We start from the raw sequence: 22,937 nt of genomic DNA, 5'->3' as shown, positions 1-22,937 counted from the left end.
CGGCCCGACCCGTCTGTGAGCGACGAGACAGCACCGCGTGTTCTCGATCGATTCACCTCACCGCTGACCTGCGCCGGCTGTGCGGTGGTCGTCACACGAACAGGTGACGACCACCGTCCACTGGGGACCTCGCGGCCCTGGTCAGAGCCTCCGGTAGGTCACCACGCCGTTGACCAGGACCCGCTCCACGCGCACCGCCTGCTGCACCGGCGGGCCGAACGGGACCAGCACCTCCGGCTGCGGCGCGCCCGGCACCACGATGACCAGGTTCACACCCAACCGGGTCGCGATCAGCCGCCCGGTCAGGCCCTGGGCGTTGTGGGCCATGGTGTCCTCGGCCTGGTCCTTGACCGACCAGTTCACCGACTCCACCAGCGCGCCGTAGAAGTGGCCGCGGCGCATCGGGCGGTCGACCATGTGGTCGGCCACCTGCGGCACCACGCCCTGCGCGGTGGCGACGACCTGCTCGCGCAGCACCGCGGGCGGGATGCCCACGGCCTGCCCGACCGCGTCGTAGAGCCCGCCCGCCGCCGGCGGCGCCGGGGTGAGCAGCGGCGGCGTGCCCGGCGGTGGCGGTGGACCGGCGGGCGGTTGGCCGGCCAGCCGCGGCAGCAGGTCGTTGGCGATGAACCGCAGGTGCCGCGCCGCCTCGCTGACGTGGTCGGACGCCACCAGGCCGTGCGAGGCGTGCAGCTTGTGCTCCTGCGGCACGCCGACCTCGACCCCCTCGAACGGGGCGGGCGCCGGCGTGGAGATGGCCGGGTTGAACGGGTTGCGGTCGGGGTCCTCGCCGAGCTGGTCGCGCATCCGGTCGTCGGGCGCCCAGGTGTTGGTCCCCCGCCCACCCGGCGGCAGCCGGAGCGGCTCGCTCAGCTCGTAGGGGTTGGCGTCCAGGTCCCGCCGCTGGTTGGCGGGGGACATGCCGGCCTTCGCGGTCTTGTTCTTGACGAACCGCTCGATCACGTTGGCCGGCTCGATGTGGCTCTGGGGCACCTTGGGCTTGCTGATCATGCCGTAGGCGATGCGGGACAGGTCGGTGCCGGTCGCGCCGTCCACGAAGTCCACGCTGAACGACTGGCCGCGCAGCGGGTGCCGGTTGTTCTGCCCGTCGACCTTCAGCCGCTCCGCGGCGTCCGCCGCGGACACCTCGCCCGCTGTCACGTCCGCCGCGTGCAGTGCGCCCAGCTCGGCGGCGTTGAGCTTGTTCAGCTCGCGGCCCAGGATGCCGAACTCGGCGCCCTTGGGGCCGAACCGCACGTTCGGGCCCGCCAGGACGGCCAGGCCGTCGACGAACAGGTTCGGCTCCGGCGTGTACGGCAGCAGCGGGTGCACCTCCGCCTGGTTGCGCCGGGCGTGCATGTCGGCCGCCATCTCGTGCTCGAACTCGGCGACGAAGCCCTCCTCCGCCAACCGCGCCCGGTGCTCCCGCCGCTTGGCCGCGGACACGCCCTTGGTGGTGTTGATGTGGTTGAGGGTGTCGGCGACCAGCCGCTCCCGGTCGGTGACCCGGTAGCCGCCGCCGACCATCAGCGGGCGCAGCGGCCGCGGGTTGTCGTCCACGTCGGTGGCCTCCAGCAGGTTCGCGACGTGCTGGAACACGTGCGGGCCCGCCGCCACCCGGCGGTCGCCGGCGTCGAAGTCCATCACCGCCACGTACGGGTGAGCGCCGTTGTGGGCCATGGCCAGCGTGGCGAACTCGGTGGCGTTGCTGGTCAGCGTCCGGTTGCGGGTCGCGCCGAACTCGAACCTGCCCCCGTGCGGCGGCAGCGCCACCAGCGCGACCGGCTCCGGCCGGTTGGCCACCACCGGCGCGGCGGCGGCCAGGGCGTCGTCGACCTGGTTCTGCCGCGCGGCGTTGACGCCGAACACGAACGCCACCCGCCCCCGCACGTCGGCGGGTGCGTTGGCCATGATCCCGCTGATCACCTCGTCGAGCCGGTTGAGCTCGCCCGCCCGCACGATGATGTTGACCACGAACGCGGGCGGCTGGTTGCCCTCGATGCCGTGCTGCGTCACCGCCAGGTAGTTCTCGCTGGTCACCGGCGTGAGGGTGCGGCCGTTGGCCAGGGCGGCGAAGGCGTCGTTGTGCACCCCGCCGGGGTTGGTCAGGGTGACCGGGGCCTGCGCGGCGGCCGGCGCCTGGTCGTCCACCTCCATGTCGGACAGGTCGTCGGACAGCTCGGACAGCTCGCTGTCGCTGTCGTCGAGGGCGAGGTTCTGGAACCGCTTGGCCGGCGGCCGGGTGGACGTGCCCTCGCCCCGGTCGGAACCCGCGTCCGAGTCGGCGTCCGAGTCGACGCGGCCGCGCTTGGGCGCGTTCGGCGCCGGGGTGCCCGGGTCGGCGGTGGCCGGCGCGACCGGGAGGGTGCTCCCCAGGGCGCGCATGCGGTTCTCGACCAGCCACAGGTTCCGCGGCTTGAGGCTCACGTCGTCGGCGTCGATGCCGGCGGTCATGGGCGCGTTGTCGCCGACCACGCGGCCCCTGCCGTCCTGGTGCTGGAAGATCGGCCTCGGCCCCTCGGTCTCCAGGTACTCGTCCTGGAGGCCGAGGAAGTGGCCGACCTCGTGGGCCAGCCGGCGCGGGTCGGCGTCGACCGGCCAGTTCAGCTGGTTGGCGCGGCCGTCCGGGTCGGTGACGTCGACGGTGGCGTGCGCCTCGGCGGGGTCGTCGGTGAACTCGACGGTGACGTGGAACTGCTCGCCGCCGGGCAGCCGGTTGCCCTGGTTGAACAGGGCCTCGACGCCCTCGTGGGTGCGCGCCTTCAGGTCCAGCAGCTCGGCCGGGCTCGCGTGGCCGGCGTCGAGGTGGATCTTGACGGTGAAGTCGCGCACCGGGACGCCGTCGACGTCCAGGAGGCGGGTGTCGTAGGCGATCGGGCTGCGCCAGGCCCGCATCCGGACGCCGTCCGGGCCGACGGTGGTGGTGTCCAGCACACCGCCGTCCTCGCCCCGGACCCGGCTGGTGACCGGGGTCGCGGCGCGGGCGGCTTCGATGGCGGCGGAGGTGGCCGGGCGGTCCCGGCCGAACCAGTCGGCGGTCGGCGCGGTGCTGTGCCGCCAGGACGGGTCGTCCAGGACGGGGTGCGGGCCGGCCGGTTCGGTCGAGCGGATGGTCGTGCTGGTGACCCGCTCGCCCACGGGCGCCTCGGGCGGGGTCCAGCCCTCCGCGCGCTTGAGCTCCCAGTCGACGTGGACGTCGGTGGTCGGGCCGTCGGTGTCGCGGACCGCGGCGTCGACCCCCCTGGCGGCCAGCGCCTCCCGGACCCGGTGGGCGTTCGGGCCGGAGACCTCCACGGTCGGGCGCGTGTAGCCGTTGCGGTCGCGGATGGCGTTCTGCTCGGCGATGTCGTTCGCCAGCGCCTCGACCGAGGAGGGCAGGTCGGTGCCGCCCGGCGGGAGGTCGAGGGTCAGCTCGGGCCTCGGCCCCCGGGCGGCCCGGGTGGCGGCCTCGGGCCGGGTGGTGGCGGTCGGCTCGGGCGAGCGGGTGGTGGGCGCGTTCGGCGGGGTGACGGTGATCTGCGGCACCGGGGGCGCCTGGTTCGGGGTGGTGCCGGGCGGCTGGGCGGGCGTGGTCGTGTTCGGGGTGGTGCTGGGTGGCTGGGCGGGCGCGGTCGTGTTCGGGGTGGTGCCGGGTGGCTGGGCGGGCGCGGTCGTGTTCGGGGTGGTGCCGGGTGGCTGGGCGGGCGCGGTCGTGTTCGGGGTGGTGCCGGGCGGCTGGGCGGGCGTGGTCGTGTTCGGGGTGGTGCCGGGTGGCTGGGTGGGCGTGGTCGTGTTCGGGGTGCTGCCGGAGGCCGCCGCAGTGGTGTTCGCGCTGTTGGCGGGCCGCGGGGTGGCGTTGTAGGTGTCGACCTGGGCTTCCACCTCCCGCTTGGCGCCCCACCAGGCGAGCTGCGCGCCGTCGGCCGCGGCCCGCGCCTCGTTCAGCGCGACCTCCGCCGCGGTGATCCGGGCCTCCTGCGCCTGCCGCGCCAGGACCAGCGCGTCGTGCGCCGCGCGGGCCCGGTCGTGGGCGGCCTTGGCCTCGCGGGCGGTGCGCTGCTGCTCGCGCAGGTCCTCCTTGACCGTGTCGACGGTGGTGCGGGTGGTCTCCAGGTCGGTCTCCGCCTGGGTCAGCGCCTCCTCGATCGCGGTCAGGTCCTGGTGGGCCCTGGCGGCGGCCTCCCGGGCCTGCTCCCGCGCCCGCACGTCGAGGTCGTGCCGCTCCCTCGCCCCGGTCAGCTCCGCGGTCAGCCCGTCGACCTCGGTCCGCAGGCCGTCGCGGGCGGCGCGGGCCGCGTCCGCGGCGGGCGGCTCGGCGTCCCGCAGCGCCTGCTCGGCCCGGGCCAGGCGGTCCGCGGCCTCGTCGAGCCGGGTCTCCAGGTCCGCGACGGTCGCGGCGCTCTGCCCGGCCTCGTGGGTGGCGTCGTCCAGGGCCTCGTCGGCGTTCTGCGCGGCGAAGTCCAGGCGGGTTACCCTGGTCTTGAGGTCGGCGACGTCCTGCCGGAGCCTGGCCGCCTCGTCGCGGGCGTCGCCGAGGGCGGTCTCCAGGCCCGCGACCTTGGCGGACTCGTCCCGGTCGGTGTCGCTGCCGGTGGTGAGCCTGGTGGTCAGGTCGGTCAGGGCGTTGTCGGTCTTCGCCAGCTCGGCGGCGACCTCGTTGACGGTGCGCTGGGCGTCGTGGCGGACCCGGTCGACCTCCAGCTCCGCGTCGCGCCACGCCTTCGCCGCCGCCTTGACGCCGTCCTGGGCCTGCGCCAGCCCGGTGGGGAACGGCGTGCCGAGCAGGGCCTCCGCCTCGGGCGCGGGCATCCGCGCCGACGCCGACCCGGGCACCGAGAGGTCCACCACGCCGACGCGCCCGCCGACCTTGGCGACCACCCGGTACTCGACGTCGAACTCGACCAGGCCGGTGCGGCCCTGCGGCTTGGGGTTGTTGACCTTGTTGTCGGTCGCGCCGCCGGAGACCGCCTGGGAGTCCTCGGCCCCGTGCCGCACCTCGACGCCGCCGGTGGCGAAGTTGACCGTGTCGTTGGGCTCCGGCCCCTGCTTCACGGCCGCGCTGCCGGTGGCGAGGCCCACCGACACGTCGGGCGTCTCGCTGACCTTCGCCTCGCCGCTGGTGGTGGTGACCACCGAGCTGGGGTTCTCCAGCTTCACCCCGTCGCTCAGCGCGCCGAGCCGCGGGTTGACCAGCCGCGCGTACACCTGGACGTCGGCGTCCTGGCCGAACAGCAGCGCGGCCTCGTGCAGGCCGGGCACCTCCAGCGCCCCGTCGGTCATGCCGGGCAGGTTCGGCTGGACGTTCTCCTGGCTGATCGTGGACAGCAGGGTGTTGAGCGGGCCGGTGCCCTTGCCGACCAGGCCCTGGTTCGCGCCCGCCAGGACCAGCGCCCGCACGGCCGCGTCCCGCAGGTCCTTGGCGCCGCGCAGGTTCTCGACCGAGGCCGTCGCGGGCAGGTGGGTCGCGCCGGGCGCCTGCTGCCAGGTCCGCGCCTCGGCCGGCTGCCCGGCGCGGGGGCCGGGCTCGGTGGCCGTCGCCGAGTAGGGCCGGGTCGCCGCCGCGCCGCCGTCGACCCGGAGGCCGTCCGCGTGCAGCCGGACGCCGATCTCCTTCGGGCCGCTGGTCGCCCTGGCGACCTCCCGGTCGCCCCGCTCCACGACCAGCTCGAACTCGATCGGCACGGTGTACTTCGCCGCCGGGCCGCTGCCCGCGCGCAGGTGGGCGAACTGCCGCGTGGTGGCGTCGGTGACGTTGGTCGACCGGGCGTGGTTGAGGTTGGCCGCCGCGATCACGCCCGCCGTGCCGCCGACGTTCGGGTTCGCGCTGCCCGGCTGGGCCAGGCCCGGCGCCCGGAGGCCGACGCCCCAGCCGGTGCCCCGGCCGGTGCCGTCGGTGAGCTTGTCGGAGGCGGCGGTGGTGTGCTCCAGGTCGATGCCGTCGTTGACCACCCGGTCGAACCTCGGCGTGCCCGGCTTCGCGCGCAGGGTGACCTGGAACGAGTCCTTGCCGAAGGTGCCCGGCTGGTGCAGCAGCAGCGGCACGCCGCCGTCCAGCGCGCTGTCGATCATCGCCTTGACCGAGGTCGGGGAGCCGAAGTCGACCAGCCGCTGGAGGTTGTTCATCGAGTCCTTGAGCACCGAGTCCGGCACCAGCGGGTCGCCGAACCGCTTGGCGGTCCGGTCGTTGACCTGCCCGATCAGGTCGTCGACCAGGCCGGACAGGTCGGGCACGTCCTCCACGGCGGACAGCCCGAGCGAGCCGGGCTCGCCGGCGGCGAGGGTCCGCGGCGGCGCCATGCCGGGGAACACCGCCGGCACGCTCGGCGCCACCTTCGGCAGCACGCCCAGCTCGCGCGCCACGTCCTCGCTGACCCGCACGAACACCGCCTTGGGCAGCGTCACGGCGGCGCCCTCGACGTGCGGCGTGCCGCCGTGCCACATGTTGCCCGCGCGGCTCTCGGCGGTGATCGTCACGTCCGCGTCGAGCTGGATCAGCACGGTCCGCCCGTCGGACGGCGTGACGACGTTGCGGTCCACGGTGCCGCCGACCTCGCGGGCCCGCGACGTCGAGTCCGACCACGGCGTGACCTTGCCCGCCACGGCGAAGCCGCCCGCGCCACCGGCCGGGGTCGGCTCGCCCGCGGCCACCGGTGCCGGGACCGGCTTGATCGGCACGTTGAGGCCGGCGGTGAGGTCCACCGAGCGGTTGGTGCTGCTGCTGTCACCGGCCTTGTAGCCGCCGGTGACCGCGTTCTCGGTGCCGGTGCTGTCGGAGATCGAGACGAGCCGGGGCTTGCCCAGCTGCACCGACACGCCGAGGGAGCCGGTCCGGTCGGTGATCCGCCGGTCGTACTTCAGGCCCTGCTCCTGCATGCCGGTCTCGATCAGCTTGCGCAGGTTGGCCCTGATGTTCTCCGGGCTGAACAGCCGGTCGACCTGGTTGCGCGACTCCGTGCCGGGCACGGTCAGCGCCGCGTCCCCGTCGGCGGCCCGGGTGAGCACGTCGAGCGCCGCGTCGCGCAGCGCGGTGGTGTTGGCGACCGCCTCGACGTGCAGGAACTCCGGTGCGCGCGTCGCCGGGCGGTGGGTGAGCAGCTCCTTGACCGTCGGCGGGTCGGTCAGCCGCCGGACCCGGGGCGTGCCGGGCTGGAAGCCCGACGGGTCGGCCGTCATCGCCGAGCCGTCCGACACCCACAGGTTCGCCCGGCCGTGGACCAGCGGCAGGATCTCGGGGTTGTCCGGGTTCGCCGGGTCGAGCGCCGGGCCGCCGACGGTGCGGGCCACCACGCGCGGCGTCGGCGCCGCGGGCTTCCAGTCGAACGACGGCGTCACCCGGCGCACCCACGAGCGGGGCCGGGTGAACGTGGTGATCTCGACCTCGAACTCCACGTCGCCCTGGAACACCTGCGCGTCCGGGCTGCCCGCGTTCAACGAGGTGCTGTTGACCGCCGGGCCGCCGGTGTTCTTCGTGCCCCACGAGTGGTTGTACTTCACGCCGAACTGCGGGGTGGGCGTCACCGCGGCGATCGGCGTCTTCCGCGGGACCGCCACCCGGCCCTCGACGCCGCCGCTCCAGCCCTTGGTGGTGGCGGTGGCGCTGTCCAGCCTCGGGCCGCTGGAGGAGGAGGCGCGCACGTTGCGCGCGTCGGCCTGGCCCAAGTGGGTCGTGTTCCGCAGCTTCGCCTTGACGGTGACGTTGACGTAGGTGTTGGTGGTGGTGCCGGGGTGCTTGAGCTGGACCTGCACGCCGGGGCCGAGCAGGCTGTCCATGTTGGACCGCAGGGCGGCGGGCGTCAGCAGGTTGAGCTTGCGCTGGTTGGCCAGCTGCGCGCCCACGTCGGCGAAGTCCTTGCCCTTGCCGCTGCGGGGGTTGGCGGTCCGGTCGTTCCAGGTGGGCAGCAGCCCCTCCAGGCCCTTGGCGTTGCGCAGCGCGCCCTCCACCTGGGGCAGCACCCGGTTGGCCGGCTCGAACTCGCCGACCCGCGCGTTGCCCGCGGCGAACGCGCCGGCCAGGTAGGGCGGTGCCCAGCGCGGTTGCGCGGTGGGCGTGGCGATGGTGTTGCGGGTGCCCTGGGGCACGGGCAGGTTCAGCGCCGCCGCCTCCGGCAGGCCCAGCCGCGCGTAGGTGGTGACCGGCACGGTGACGTTGTCGCCGCTGGGGGTGCGCACCTCCAGGTCGACGGTCACCTTGTACATGCCGGTGCCGCCCTTGAGCTGCATGCCGGTGCGGTTGCTGGTGCTGGTGCCGGCGTTGGAGCTGTCGGCGGTGCGGGCGGAGTAGCCGAGCGTGGCGCCGACCTGGCCGTTGACCGCGGTGGGCAGGCCGAGGTTGGCGCCGAGCCCACCGGTGGCGTCGAACCCGGTCTTGGACGTCGCGGTGACGCCCGTGCCGAACGCGGTGGTCTCGTGCACCCGCAGCTGGGCGTCGCCGTGCACGCCGACCAGCTCGGCGGAGCGCAGGTGGGCGCGCATCTGCACGGCCGCGCCCTTGCCGGCGTGCGGGCTGACCAGGTCGGGGGAGGTGACCCAGCCGCCGAGCATCGCGCCCAGGTTGTCGCGGACGGTGGTGCCGCCCAGGAACGTCCGCAGGGTGGTGCGGCCCGGCGCGCCGAGCTTGGTGACCGACGGGTGCAGCTTGGCCGCCACCTGGTTGAACAGGTCGTGCGAGTCGAGGTCGGTGACCGCCTCGGGCACCAGGTGCTCGACGCGCGCGCCCCAGTCGGCGGGCGGCTGGTCCGGGTTCTGCTCCAGGGTCGGGTTGGAGTCGACGATGGTGGTCAGGTCGTCGGGGATCCGGAGGGTGACGCCCACCGGGCCGGCGGCGTCGGAGGACACCGGCGTGGACTGCCGCACCCGCCCGGCCGCGTCGGTGAGCGTGACCTGGAAGGCGACCGGCACCTGTGCCCGGGTGGAGCCCTCGCCGGAGCGGATGGTCCGCTGGTCGGTGGTCGCCGTCGAGCTGGTGACGCCGGTGGCCGGGGTGGCGAGCTGGGCCTTGCCGCCCAGCGAGCCGTACGGGCCCATGGGTGTGCCCGCGGTGGCGGTCAGGCCGACGTCGTTGGCGGTGGCCAGGGTGTTCGTGGTGGACGAGCTGGTGCCGCTCTGCACGGCCAGGTCGAGCTTGGTGGGCGTGGTCGGGGTGGTCAGGGCCGCGTTCTGGTCGGCGGGCGGGAGCAGGGTGGCCCGCACGTTGGCCTCGTACCACTGGTTGCCGATCTTGACCTGGAAGTCGCGGCCCTGGCCCAGGAACGACTCGAACTCGCCCTCGACGGCCTGCCGGATGCGGGCCGCGTCGGGGTCGGACAGGCCGTCGATGGCGGCGGTGACCCGGTCCGCGCCCTGGACGTCCACCGCGGCGACCGAGCCGAGGGCCTGGCTGGTCTGGAAGAACTCCGGCAGGTTCCGGGTGGTGATCACCGGGGTTTGGGCGGACGGGGTGAGCGTGGCCAGGGGGATCGGCGCGGTGGGGGTGGCGCGGTTCGAGCGGCTCGGGGCGTTCGGGAGCTGCACGTCCGCGTCCGGGGACGGCTGGGTGCCCCGGGTGCCCCGGGTGGTCCGGGTGTCGCGGGTGGTCTGGCCGTCCGCGTTCGGCGTGCTCGGTGCGTCCGTGCCGGGCGCGTTCGTGCTCCGGGTGTCCGTGGTCGGTGCGCTCGGGGCCGGGCGGGTGCTCGGCGTCGGCGGTGCCGGGCGGGTGCTCGGGGTGCCCGGGGGTGCCGGTGCGCGCCTGGTGGACGGCCCGGCCTGCGCCGGCGGGGTGTAGCGGCTGTAGGTCGTCCGGCCGTTCGGGTTCGGGTGCGCCTGGACGTGGATCGCCGCCGGCATCTTCTTCGGCGCCTTGCCCAGCGGCTGGTACGTGACGTCCGGTTGGCCGGGCGTGTGCACCGTGATCGGCGTCTTCAGCTTCGTGGCGATCGCCAGGGCGGCGAGCTTGTCGGCGTTGGCGGCGCTCTCCGCGCGCGCCCGCGCGTCCGCCTCGGCCTCGGCCCGCGCCTCGGCGTCGAACTCCGCCCGGGTCCGCGCGTCGAAGTCCGCCTCGGGGCCGCCGTTGGGCGCGGAGTCGGGGTTGTCGTTGACCCACAGGTCGACGCCGGGGATCTCCACCATGCCGGAGGTGTCCGGCCCGGCGGGCGGCGCCGGCTGCACGAAGGCCACCCACACGTCGCCGGGGTGGGCCCGGTTGTCCAGGGTGAAGTCCGCGACGGCCTTGGCCACCCGCTTGTTCTCGGCGACCGACGAGCCGTGGTCGACGAGGGACTGCACCACCTCCGCGCGGAGCGTCCCGGGGTCGGTGCCGGGCTTGCCGTCGGCCACCGCCTGGAACAGGCCGTCGGCCGCGGGCGGCGTCGCCCGCGGCGAGTCCAGGAAGTCGGCGATGGCGCCGAACCGGCGCTGCACCTGCCCCTCCGGCGTGGACATCGCGGCGTTGACGCCGGTGACCCGCTTCTCGGTGAGGTTGTTCTGGTCGATGCCCACGACCAGGTCCCGCTGGGGCACCTCGGCCTGCAGGGCCCGGTCGAGCTTGTGGTCGACCTCGCGGGTCTTGCCCGACTTGCCGCTGGTCTCGGTGGTCCGGCCGACGCCCAGGTCCTTGTCGACCGCGGCGGCCACGTCGGCGTCGTTCGGGTGCCACCCGGCGGCGGCCGACGGCGTGCCCACCGGCACGGGGCCGGTGGCGAACTCCACCCGCAGCGGTTCGCGGTTGGCCGGGTCCATCTTGGCGAAGGTGTCGCGGAAGCCCGCCAGGCTCGTGCCGCTCTTCTCGCCCTGGGAGGCGAAGTAGCGGTTCGCGACGTTGGCCAGGGCGGCGTGGGTCTGCGGCACCTGGCCGCTCGTGGCGTAGCCGAGGGCCAGCCGCGACAGGTCCGTCTCGACCGCGGCGCCCTCGAAGTCCGAGGTGAACGCGGTGCCGCGCAGCGGGTGCCGGTAGGTCTTGGCGTCGACCTCCAGCTGGGACAGCTGCGACTCGTACCGGTCCACCTTCGTCTTCAGGTCGGCGTCGCTGCGGCCGATCCGGGTGATCTCGTGGTTGTGGACGGTACCGAGCTCCTCGCCGTAGAACTTGTTCAGCGACCGGCCGAGCTCGGAGAACTCCGTGCCGCCGGGGCCGAACCGGACGGCCGGGTCGACCATCGGCGGGATCGCGTCGATGAACAGGTTCGGCTCGGGCGTGTACGGCAGCATCGGGCTGGTCTTCGACTGCTCGGCGCGCGCGGCCATGTCGTGCTCGACCTGGCGGGCGAAGTCGGCGATGAAGTCCTCGGTGAGCTTCGGCCGCGCCTTGACCAGGTTGTCGATCCTCTGCTGGACCTTGGGGTCGACGTCGGCGCCCGCCGCGTCCTTCTGCGCGTTGAGCTTCACCAGCTCGCGCTCCAGGCGCGCCTTGGTCTCGGCGAGCAGCGCGGCCTGGTCGCCCACCCGGTAGCCGCCGCTGACCATCAGCGGGCGGGTCGTGGCGTCGCCCTCGAACTTCGAGCCGATGCTCATGCTGTCGGCGACGTGGTTGAAGATGTGCTTGCCCGACGGCACGTCGCGGGAGCCCGTGTCGAAGTCCTGCACCGCGAGGTACGGGTGGTTGCCGTTGGCGGCCAGGGCGCCGACGGCGAACCTGTTGGCCTCGCTGGCCATGGTCTCGTTGCGGACCGTGCCGTACGGGAAGTTGCCCTTGTCGTCCGGGTTGAAGGTGATCCCGGTCAGCGCGATGGGCTGGTCCATGTCCTGGATCACGCCGTCCAGCTCGGCGAGCTTGGCGTTCAGCTCCGCCTGCTGGTCCGCCCGGGCGTTGACGCCGATGACGAACGCGACCCGGTTGTCCAGGCCCCGGGCGTTGGCCATGATGCTCGCGACCACGTCAGGCAGGGCGTCGACCTGGTCGATGCCGACGATCGCGTTGACCACGAACGCGACCGGCTTGTGGCCGTTGACGCTGCTGCTCAGGTCGGCCAGGTAGGTCTGCTTGGTCGGTAGGGACACGTCCTTGCCGTTCGCGAGGCCGGCGAACGCGCCGTTGTACTTGGTGTTGTTGCCCAGGGACAGGCCGGCCATGCCGTCGGCCAGGGCGTTCGCCTCGGCCTGGGTGTCCGGCTCGGCCATGGTGACGTCGCCCTCGGCGGGCATGGAGTTGACGTCGTCGTCCCAGGTGACGTTCGCCACCGGGTCCTGGTCCAGCTCCATGTCTGTGGTGGGGGCGTTGGTGGACGGGCCTGCGGTCGAGGGGCCCGGCTCGGTGAAGCCGGGCAGGTCGTTGCCGCGGGAGCGCTTGGGCACGGCCGGAGCGGCCGCGGTGGGGTCCGCGGTGGGGCCTGCGGCGGGGGGTGAGTCGTCGCGCCTGCGCTTGCCGGAGGTGGGTGCCTGGCGGGTGTCGGTGCTCGGCGGGTTCGTGGTCGGTGCGTTCGAGGTGGGCGGGTTCGTGGTCGGTGCGTTCGAGGTGGGCGGGTTCGTGGTCGGTGCGTTCGAGGTGGGCGGGTTCGTGGTCGGTGCGTTCGAGGTGGGCGGGTTCGTGGTCGGTGCGGTCGAGGTGGGCGGGTTCGTGGTCGGTGCGTTCGAGGTGGGCGGTGTGGTGGGCGGGATCGTGGGGCCGGTGTCGTTGACACGGGTGTCGGGCACCATGACCTGGCTGTTCGCCGCGCGCTCGACCAGCCACAGGTGGCGGGGGCGCAGGCCCGGGTCGGTGCCGTGGACGTCCGCGCCCATCATGCCGCCGTCGCCGGTGACGACCGCCGAGTGCTGCGAGCCGTCGTCCGCCCGGTTCAGGAAGATCCGCGAGGAGTCCTGGTACTCGTCGGGCACGCCGAGGTAGTGCAGCGTCTCGTGGGCCAGGACCTCGGGGCTCGCCTTGGGGTTCCAGTGCAGCTGGTCGGTGTCGGTGTTGCCCACCTCGATGGTGGTGTGGGCGTCGGCCGGGTTGTCGGTGAACTCCAGGGTGACGTGGAACTGGTCGCCGCTGGGCAGGCGGTTGCCCTGGTTGAGCAGCCGGTCCACGCCCTTGGCGGCGTTCTCCCGGACCTGGGCGATCGTGGCGGCGTCGATGCCGTCGCCGGGCTTGAGGTGCACCTTGACCGTGAAGTCCTTGACCCACCCGCCGTGGTCGGTCTCGATGCGGCGCAGGTCGTACTTGATGATGCCGAGGTAGGACTTGAGGTCGGTGACGGTGCTGTCGGTGCGGACGTCGGCGACCTCGGTGTCGACGGTGCGGACGTGCGCGCCCTCCCGGCGGCCCTGCCAGGAGGAGGGCTCGGCGCGGCCCTCGGGGGCGAACCAGTCGGCGGTGCGCTCGCGGGAGTGGCGCCAGGACTCGTCGGAGATGACGTCCTTGCTGCGCGGGGTGACCGGTGCGTCGGTGGTGGGCGCGTTGGTGCTGGGCGTGTCGGTGTTGGGTGCGTTGGTGCTGGGTGCGTTGGTGTTGGGCGTGTTGGTGCTGGGTGCGTTGGTCGGCGGGGTGCCGGGCTGGGGCGGGGTCATCGACCGCGTGCCGGTGGGCGGTGCGGTCGACGTCGGGGGTGCCGGGCGGGAGGAGACCGGGGCGGGGGGCGCGGTGGTGCTCGGGGTCGGCGGCATGACCACCTCGCCGTGCACCCGGCGGCTCTGGTCGGGCGTCGTGCCGGGCGGGACGTCCCGGCCGCGCGGGTCGACCACGATCGGGATCTGGTGGCTGGTCAGCCGGGGCTCGTTGGGCGGCAGGCCCTGCTGGAGCTCGCCGAGCAGCCGGATCACCTCGCGCCTGGTGAACGCCGCGGCCACGTCGGCCCGGTGCCGGCTGTTCTGGTCGGGCCGGAACCGCGAGTTGCTGTAGCCCTCCAGGTGGATCTCCGGCAGCGGCAGGCCGTTGCGCTGCCGCCACAGGGCGGCCTCCACCGCGGTGCGGGCCAGGCCGGTGAGCATGCCCGCGCCGGGCGGGTCCACCTCGCCGCGCGCGACCGCGTCCACGTCGAGGTCGCGGGCGTCCGGCAGCGGGATCGAGACGTCCGCCCGGCCGCTGTTGGCCACCGTCACCGCGACCAGCGGGTTGGCCAGCTGCATCTGGACGTCCGGGGTGTCGACGTGACCCCACTTGTCGAAGAACGTCTCGCCCTCGGCCCGGCTGTACTGGTTGATGAACCACAGCTGGCCCGGCTGGGGCAGGTTGTCCTTGCCGGACAGGCTGTTGATCGACTGGCGGGCGCCCAGCTCGGCGTTCTGCAGCTCGACCTCGGCCATCTGCCGGTCGCCGCCGGTCACGGACGGGTCGGCGAGCGTGGCGCGGGTGTCCCGGATGGTGATCAGCTGGTCGACCAGCCTCTTCTGCGCGTCGGTCGCCGCGGGGTCGTTCTGGAGCTGGGTGCGGATGGCCTCCAGGTCGTGCTGGTGCGCGTTCAGGTTCTGGTTGATCGCCTGGTCCAGCTCCCACTTGCGCAGGCCGCCCTGGCGGACGGTCTCCACGGTGATCTGGCTCTGGCTGTCGGCGCTGTCGATCACCACCGAACCGAAGTGGTAGCCCCACACCTGCGGCAGCTGCGCGCCGGCCTCGGCGTCGCCGCGGGCGTAGTTCAGGCCGTAGTTGGGCTCGGGCCGGCCGTCCGGGCCGATCGCGGGCGCGGCGACGGACTGGGCGACGTACGCCTCACCCGGGCGGGCCCAGGCGAACTGGTTCACGCCCAGCTTCTTGGCGGCCTCGTCCAGGCGGGCGCGGGCGTCGGTGCCGGGGCGCAGCGCCGAACCGTAAGCCTTGCCCGGCATCGGGTTGTTGTTCACCGAGGACGCGGACATGGAGTTGACGACCGCGTCCGGGTCGATCGAGGCGTTCGGGTCGTGCGCCGCCGAGGCCAGCGCGTCGGCCAGCTCGTGCGTGCCCTGGAACTGGAGCGGGCCGCCGTTGGCGATCTTGCCCAGGGTCGGCAGGGCGTCCGGGTCGGTGGGGCGGAACACGGCCTGGCTGTGCGTGCCGCCGATGATGCCCATGGAGAACTCGCTGCACACGCCCGGCGGCGTCGACTTGAACGTCGGCCGGACCTGGACCAGCTCGACCTCCGCGCCGCTGTTGCCGTGGCGCACCTTGTTGCCCGGCACCATCTCCAGGGTGACCTTGCTGCCGACCTCGCGGAGCCGCGAGTTCGCCTCGACGACCGCCTGGGGCGTGGCGTAGAACTCCTTGAAGTTGCCCTTCCCGCCCACGGGCACGGCGATCGTGCCGTCGGCGGAGAACGACATGTACGGCTTGCCGACCGGGGTCTGCTGGACCACCGGCAGCACGGCGGGGAAGCCACCCGTCGGCTGGAGCGTGGCCCTCGTGCTCTGCAACGTGAACGGGGGCACCGAGCCGTCGGACACGATCGTGTAGTTCCTGGTCACGATCGGGGCGTTGTCCGGTGACAGCGGGTTCGGCGCGGGGTCGATGACGGGCGCGGGGGCCGCTTCGACGTCGGTGGTCCCGAGGTCGGTGGTGCCGGGGTTGGTGGTGCCGGGGTTGGCGACCTCCGCGAAGCCCGTTTCGGGGTTGAAGGTGATGACGTGATCGGCGTTGGTGTCGACGTCCGCGTCGATCTCGCTCTGCGGGGTGCTGTCGATGGTGGTGACGCTGTCGGCGTCGTTGTCGAAGTCGCTGTCGAAGTAGGTGTCGTAGATGTCGTCGAGGGTCACCGGGCCGCCGGGGGGCGGTGCGGTGGACGTGCTCGCCTGCGGGTTGGACGGCGGCGTGGGGAACCCCGGTGCCCTGCGCTCGGGGGTCGGGGTGTTGGTGGGCTTGGTGCCGGCCGGGGGTGCGCTGGTCGGCGGGGTGGTGACCGGCGGGGTGGTGACCGGCGGCGCGTCGGTGGACCGGGTGTCGGTGGGTGGCGTGCCGACCGGCGGGGTGCTGGTGGGCGGGGTGGTGACCGACGGGGTGGTCGGTGCCGGCGTCGGCGTGATGAAGTCGGGGTTGGGGCCCCGCTTGTCGAGCGTCCACAGGTCGCGCGGCATGACCTGGGCGTCCGACCGGCCCGCGTTGGGCCCCATGATGCCGCTGTCGTTGGTCACGCGGCCGGTGCCGACGACCTCCGTGGTGCCGTCGAGGTGGGTGACCACCTTGCCGTCGGAGTGCTGGAAGATGCGCGGGCCCTCGCCGGGCGTCTCGCGGTAGCCGTCGTCCAGGCCGCTGGCGTGCCCGCCGATCTCGTGCGCGAAGTGCTCGGGCTTGGCGTCGATGGGCAGGTGGGTCAGGTCGGGCCTGCTGCCGGCGGGCGTGATGGTGATGTGCCCGGTGGCCTGGGCGGGGTCGTTGGTGAACTCGACGTGCTGGTTGAGCTGGTCACCGCGCGGCAGTTGGTAGCCCTTGTTCCAGATCTGGTCCATGCCGGTCTTGGCGTTGTTCTGGAACTCGGCGATCTGGTCGGGCGTGAAGTCGGCCGCGTTGTCGATGTAGAGCTTGAAGGTGCGGTCCTGGACGATCGTGTCGGGCTTGCCGTCCGTGCCGGGGAACACGATGCGCCGGACGTCGAACCCGATGTCACCACCCCAGGTGACCAGGTCGAACCGCGGCCGCCCGTCGGGGCCGACGGTGATCCTGCTGTCGTTGGTCAGGCCGCCGGACTCGCTGACGTGCCGGGTCGGCGGCACCTGGTCGCGGACGGCGTCGATCCGGTCCGTGCCCACCGGGTTCGGGTGCTTGGTCCACGACGCGTCGGGGTGGTCGTGGCCCTTGTCGCTGTGCCGCCAGCCCTCGTCGGCCAGGACGCGTTCGCCCTCGGTCCGCTTGGGCCCCTTGGGGGTGGTGGGGGGCGTGGGGGGCGGGGTGACGATCGGGACCACACCCACGACCTCGGGTGCGGTGGTCGACGGGGCGTCGGTGGACGGCGTGCTGGTGGACGAGGACCCGGTGCCTTGGGTGCTCCCCTTCGGGGGAGTGCCGGGGGAAGGGGTGTTGGTCGGGGGCGTGTTGGTCGGTGGGGTGCTGACTGGGGGCGTGTTGGTCGGTGGGGTGCTGACTGGGGGCGTGTTGGTCGGAGGGGTGCTGGGGCGTGGGCTGGTGGGCGTCGTCCCTGCGGGTGGGGGCGCCGTTGGGGGAGTCGCGGTCTGCGGGGTCTTCACCTGCGGCGTCGGCGTCGGCGTTGAGGTCGGCGCGGGCGTGTTGGTGTTCTGGTTCGCGGGCGGGGTGGACACCGGTGGCGTGGACACCTGGGGCGTGTTCGGCCGCGGGGAGGTCTGCGGCGGGGCCGTGCTGGTGTCCGGGGTGGCCGTCGGCGTGATGGGGGTGGGCTTCGGGGCCGGCGGCGGGGTGGAGGACGTCGTCGGCGGGGCCTTGGTGATGGTGCCGTCCGCGGTGGGCGGCTTGGGCGCGTCGAACACGCCCTTGTCCGGGCCGGCGGTGAACCTGCTCGAACGGTCCGCGGGACCGGTGGCACCGGGGGTGCCCGCCGTGGGCGGCGGGGCGACCGGGGGTGCGCCGGCCTGCGGCGTACCGGTGGTCGGGGTGCCGACCGGTGGGGTGACGCCGGGCTTGGGCGTCGCCGACGGGGTGTTGACCGCCGGGTTGCCGGTCGAAGGCGTGCCGGTCGGCGGGGTGGCGGTCGTGGGCGTGCCGGTCGGCGGTGCGATCGGGCCCGACGTGCTCGGGGTGTTCGGCGTGCCCGGGCTGGGCACGCTCGGGCTCGGGGTCGGCCCGCCGATGGTCGGCTTCGGGGCCGGCGGCGGGGTGGACGACATCGTCGGCGGGGCCTTGGTGATGGTGCCGTCCGCGGTCGGGGACTTCGGCGCGTCGAACACGCCCTTGCCCGGCCCGCCGGTGAACCTGCTCGACCGCTCCGCGGCCCCCGCGGCGCCGGGAGCGGCACCGGGGGCACCGGCCACGGGCGGTGGGGTCGCGCCGGGCACCCCGGTGGGCGCGCCGGACGTGCGCGGCGCCGTCGTCTGGTTCGCACCCGGCGGCGGCGTGGTCACCCCGGTGGACGCGCCCGGCGTGAGCCCGCCCCTGGTCGACGACGGACCGCCGGTGGTCGCGCCGGGAGGGCTGGTGATCGGCCCGGCGGAGGGCACACCCGTCCCCTTGGACCCGCCACCGGGCGGGTTCGCGCCACTGGCCCCCGGCACGTTGGTGACGGGGCTGACCGACGGTCCGCCGGTGGCCCCCTTGGCGCCGGGCGCGTTGACGCCACCGGCGCCGGGCACGTTCTTGATCGGCCCCACGTTCGGCCCGCCGGAGTTCTTGCCGCCGCCGGTGCCACCCGCTCCGGTCGCCCCGGGCACGTTGGTGATCGGCCCGACGTTCGGCCCGCCGGAGGTCCTGCCCCCGCCGGTGCCACCCGCCCCGGTCGCCCCGGGCACGTTGGTGATGGGGCCGACCGACGGCCCGCCGGTGACCCCCTTGGCACCGGGCACGTTGACGCCACCGGCGCCGGGCACGTTCCTGATCGGTCCCACGTTCGGCCCGCCGGACGTCTTCGACCCGCCGGTACCACCCGGCCCGGTGGCACCGGGGACGTCCTTGATCGGCCCGACGTTCGGCCCACCGGGCGTCTTGCCACCGCCGGGCACGTTCACCCCACCCGCACCGGGCACGTTCTTGATCGGCCCGACGTTGGGCCCGCCGGTGTTCTTGCCGCCGGTGGCACCCGGCCCGGAAGCGCCGGGCACGTTGGTGACCTGCGACACCTTGGGCCCGCCGTTGTTCCCGACCGGTCCGCCGGTCGGCCCCGAAGCACCGGGCACGTTGGTGACCGGCGCCACCTTCGGCCCGTTGTTGTTGCCGATCGGGGCGGGCGTCGGGCCGGTGGCCCCGGGCAGGTTCTTGACGTTCCAGTTGGGGTCGATCTTCTTGATCTGGTCCCCGCTGAACTTGTCGGTGCCCTTCATGGTCTCCGCGGTGGCCTTGATGCCCTCGCTGACCTTGCCGAAGGTGCTCGACGCGTTGTTCGTCTGCTGGACCGTCGCGTCGTTGGAGCTGTTGAGCGACGGGATGGTGGCCAGGCCGATCGGGCCGAGCGCGTTCGGGGCCAGCTTCAGCCCCTGGAGGCCACCGGAGATGGTGGTGAGCCGCGACTGGAGGTCGGCCGCGTACTTCTGCATGTACTGCATCCGGTCGGCGCTCTGGCCGATCCCGGAGCTGCCCCCCGGCGTGTTGGTGCCGCCGGGGGGCGGTGGCGGCGGCGGGTTGACCGACGAAGTGCTCGAAGGGTCACTCGTGGGGTTCGAGCTTCCGCCGCGTGCCATGGCTGCCTCTCCGGGGTGTGCTCCGCCCGACCCGGGGCCGGGCGGGTCTGGCGCGAACTGCTACTGCTGCGCGTACTGCGACTGGTACGAGTCGTAGCTCGACTTGGCGGCCTCGCCCGCCGACTTCGCCTCGGCCGCCGCCTGCTGGGCCTTGAGGGTGGCCTCCTGCGCCCGGCGCTGGGCCTCCTCGGCGGCCTTCGAGTCGGCCTCGCTGCCGGAGGCGAACGCCTTGGCGTTGGCCTCGGCCGCCGCCGCGTTGGCGTTGGCCAGGTCGAGGTTGGCCTGCTCGTAGCGGGCGTTCGCGTCCTTGGCCGCGTCGCCCTTGGTGGTGAGGTCGTTCTCGGCGGCGGTGCGGGCCGGGTCGTCCTCGCCACCGGGGTTGTTGCGCTTGAACTCGTCGTACGCGGCGCTCGCGGCGTCGTCGAGCGGCTTGGTGGCGTCCAGCGCGGCCTTGCTCTCCTTGGCCGCGTCGGCGAGCTCGCGGCTCTCGCGGGCCGCGTTCTCCGCGGCCTTGGCCGCCTCGGCGCGGGCCGACTCGCCCTCGGCCTTGGCCGCGTCGTACTTGGCCATGGCGGCGTCGTAGCCGGCCTGGTCACCGCGCGCGGCGGCGGCGTTGGCCTCCTCGACGGCGGCGTTGGCCCGGCCGTTGGCGGCGGCGACCTTGTCGGCGGCGGTGTTGAGCTGGTCGTACGCCTTGGAGACGTCCTCGGACTCCTTGGTCTCCTTGTCCTTGGCCGCCTCGTACTTCTCGTTCGCCTCCTCGTACTTCTCGTTGGCCTCCTCGACCTTCTCGTACTCCTTCTCGACCCGCGCCCGCTCCGCGTCGTTCTTGGCGTCCTCGCCCAGCGCCTTGTCGATCTCGCGGTCGACGCCCTTGCCGGCCTTCCAGGACTCGTAGGTCACCTCGGCGACGTCGGCGATGTTCTCGAACCGGTTCCAGTTCTTGCCCAGGTTCTCGGTGATCTCGTCCAGGTTCTTGATCCGGCCCGCCTGCCTGCCCAGCGACCCGAGCAGGCGCGCGATGCGGGAGCCGATGTTCACGGCCAGCGCGGTGCCCTTGGCGACCGCGTAGGTGATGAACGCGGCGATCGAGGCGCCGAAGGTGAAGATCGCGGCGGCGGCCGCGGCGATGCCCGCCGCCAGCAGCGAACCGAGGAACTGGGCGATCATGTCGCGGACGATGTCGCGCAGCACCTGCACCAGCACGCCGCAGATCGCGACGATCTTCGCCTTCTGCTCGACCCCGTTGGCCAGCGTGTCCAGCTCCTGGCCGAGGGCCTCCATGCTGGCCTTGAAGGCGTCCGCGGACTGGCCGCTCCACCCGTCGAAGTCGACCAGGCCCTTGCGGTGGTCCTCGGCGAGCACGCGCAGCTCGGCGGCCTGCTTCTTGTGGGCCTCGACGTTGGCGTTGATCTCGTCCGGGTCGCCCATCAGCTGGTCGAGCGGTTCCCGCAGGAACGACACGTGCTCCAGCAGCCAGCCGATGCCCGCGCCGAGCAGCGTGCCGAACGGGTCCACCGCCAGCATGACCGTCGAGGAGACGGCGCCGATCGTGGCGAAGGTGATGTCGAGCGCCTTCTCGGTCTCGGTCTCGGCGTCCTTGCCGATCGAGGAGATCATCTCGTCCCACGCCGAGATGAACAGCGTGCCCTTGAGCTTGTTCTCCTCGGTCAGTTCGATGCCGGGGGGTGCGTCGATCGGGGTCTCAGGCATGGTCGCGGACCTTCCGGGTCACCAGGGCTGGTTGTCGTCGTCTTCGTCGTCGGCGGGGCGGGGCCCGCGCGACGGGGGTCGCGGCTGCGCGCCGCCGAGGGGTCGCACCGGTGCGGGGGGCGGGGGCGCGGGCTCCGGCTCCGGCTCCGGCTCCGCGTAGTCGCGCTCGTCGACCGCGTCCTCGTCGTCCGGGATGGCGTCGCTGATCATCCGCATCGCCTCGGTGCCCGCGCCCAGGGGCTCGAACACGGCCATCACCTGCTGCGCGGCCTGCTTCTGGGCGGCCCGCGCGGTCTGCATGATCAGGGCGGTGAGGCGGGAGGCGCCCAGCTCCGTCGCGCGGTGGCCGAGCCGGATGTCCAGCAGGCCGCCGTTGGGGCCGACGGTGACGGTGACCGCGCCGTCCGGGCTGGCCACCGTGGCCTGCGAGCCGGCCAGGCCCTCCTGGATGTCGGCCGACTTGCGCTGCAGGTCGGCGACCCTGGCCTCGAAGTTGTCGAGCCACTGCTGCGGGTCCAAGGAACTGCCTCCTGGGGTGGATACCGGTGCAGCCTGGAGTCCACCCCCACCCGCCAACGCGGGCCCAACGCGCCACCAACGGGTTAAACCCGCAGGCGGCTGCGGGTGACCGAAGACACGGCGGAGGCCGGGACCCCGCCGTTGGTCCCGGCCTCCACCTGGCAGTACGGACGCGTACTCCGGCCGGTTCACCCGCTGACAGCCGGTGACGGGTTACGACGCCCGGAAGTCGGGGGATCACCCCGAGTGGCGGAGCCGGCCGGGTGCACCAACGATTAGGTCACGTGCGGGCCGGCACGCGCGCAGCGGTGATTACCACGGGGTACGGTTCGCCACTCGGAACCCGACTACGCCGTCGGGGATGTCTGCTCGATGAGCAGGGAGGGAGACGAGCTGTGCGTCGTCGAATGCGCGGCATCGCAGTGGCCGCGATCGCGCTGACCAGCGTTTTGTCGATGGCCGCGTGCGCCAAGGACAGCGGTGGCAACAACACCGGGTCCGGGCAGGGCAACAACGCCGAGGGCTGCAAGCTGGCTGACAAGCCGCCGGCCGCCGCGGCCGGGTCGAGCACCGCGTCCTCGGGTGAGAAGATCGACGGCAGCGCGCTCAAGGTCGGCCTCGCCTACGACATCGGCGGGCGCGGCGACGCGTCGTTCAACGACTCCGCCGCGGCGGGCCTGGACAAGGCCAAGGCCGAGTACGGCCTCAAGCCGGAGAACGTCAAGGAGCTGACCGCCGCCCCGAACGAGCCCGAGGACGCCAAGCAGACCCGCCTGCGCCAGCTCGCGAGCGAGGGCTACAACCCGATCATCGGCGTCGGCTTCGCCTACGCCGAGTCGCTGGGCGTCGTCGCGCCGGAGTTTCCGAACGTCAAGTTCGCCATCGTCGACGGCGCCGTCGAGGGCGCGGCCAACGTCACCCCGCTGGTGTTCGCCGAGCAGCAGGGCTCCTTCCTGGCCGGCGTCATCGCCGCCTACAAGTCGAAGTCCTGCCACGTGGGCTTCGTCGGCGGCGTGGAGATCCCGCTGATCCAGAAGTTCGACGCGGGCTTCGAGCAGGGCGCCAAGGCCGCCGCGCCCGACATCAAGATCGAGCGCAAGTACCTGACCCCGGCCGGCGACTTCACCGGCTTCCAGGACCCGACCAAGGGCCAGGAGGCCGCGACCGGCCAGATCGAGGCCGGCGCCGACGTCCTCTACCACGCGGCCGGCGCGTCCGGCAAGGGCGTGTTCTCCGCGGCCAAGGCGGGCAACGCCCTGGCCATCGGCGTCGACTCCGACCAGTACAACCAGACCACCGTCGCCGAGTCCAAGGACGTGATCGTCTCGTCCATGCTCAAGCGCGTGGACGTCGCGGTGTTCGACTTCGTGGGCGCGGTCGCCAAGAACGACCTGGCCAGCCTGCCCAAGGTGTTCGACCTGTCCGTCGACGGCGTGGGCTACGCCACCTCCGGCGGCAAGATCGACGCCGACCTCCAGGCGGTCCTGGAGGGCTACAAGGCCCAGATCATCAAGGGCGAGATCACCGTCAAGGACAGCCTGTAACCCCATCCGGCCTCCGGCGCACTGGGC

General features: G+C 73.5%; 4 protein-coding genes. 1 reads left to right on the top strand and 3 read right to left on the bottom strand.

Features of this window, described 5'->3' with window-relative positions:
* Window positions 1–141: 141 nt before the first annotated feature.
* From EKG83_RS43165 to EKG83_RS43155, 3 genes are all read right to left on the bottom strand, one after another.
* Window positions 142–18,999 carry a hypothetical protein gene (locus EKG83_RS43165; RefSeq protein WP_153278786.1) on the bottom strand — a complete coding sequence of 6,286 codons (18,858 nt, stop codon included), beginning with the start codon at window positions 18,997–18,999 and terminating at the stop codon, window positions 142–144.
* A 195-nt stretch (window positions 19,000–19,194) separates the two neighbouring features.
* Window positions 19,195–20,847 carry a hypothetical protein gene (locus EKG83_RS43160; RefSeq protein WP_051766605.1) on the bottom strand — a complete coding sequence of 551 codons (1,653 nt, stop codon included), beginning with the start codon at window positions 20,845–20,847 and terminating at the stop codon, window positions 19,195–19,197.
* Between the two features lie 18 nt (window positions 20,848–20,865).
* Window positions 20,866–21,366 (bottom strand): YbaB/EbfC family nucleoid-associated protein, encoded by a 501-nt coding sequence (locus tag EKG83_RS43155; RefSeq protein WP_033433961.1) that lies wholly within the window; start codon window positions 21,364–21,366, stop codon window positions 20,866–20,868.
* 407 nt (window positions 21,367–21,773) lie between these two features.
* Between EKG83_RS43155 and EKG83_RS43150 the strand changes: the two genes are divergently transcribed.
* Window positions 21,774–22,910 carry a BMP family lipoprotein gene (locus tag EKG83_RS43150; RefSeq protein ID WP_033433962.1) on the top strand — a complete coding sequence of 379 codons (1,137 nt, stop codon included), beginning with the start codon at window positions 21,774–21,776 and terminating at the stop codon, window positions 22,908–22,910.
* The last annotated feature ends 27 nt before the right edge of the window (window positions 22,911–22,937 follow it).

The organism is Saccharothrix syringae, from assembly GCF_009498035.1.
Lineage (GTDB): Bacteria > Actinomycetota > Actinomycetes > Mycobacteriales > Pseudonocardiaceae > Actinosynnema > Actinosynnema syringae.
This window is presented reverse-complemented; position numbering and strand designations above follow the sequence as displayed.

What these genes read in the sequence shown, in the direction of transcription:
- EKG83_RS43160 (WP_051766605.1), bottom strand. Translation starts at nt 20,847, where the DNA reads ATGCCTGAGACCCCGATCGACGCACCCCCCGGCATCGAACTGACCGAG.
- EKG83_RS43150 (WP_033433962.1), top strand. Translation starts at nt 21,774, where the DNA reads ATGCGCGGCATCGCAGTGGCCGCGATCGCGCTGACCAGCGTTTTGTCG.
- EKG83_RS43165 (WP_153278786.1), bottom strand. Translation starts at nt 18,999, where the DNA reads ATGCAGTACATGCAGAAGTACGCGGCCGACCTCCAGTCGCGGCTCACC.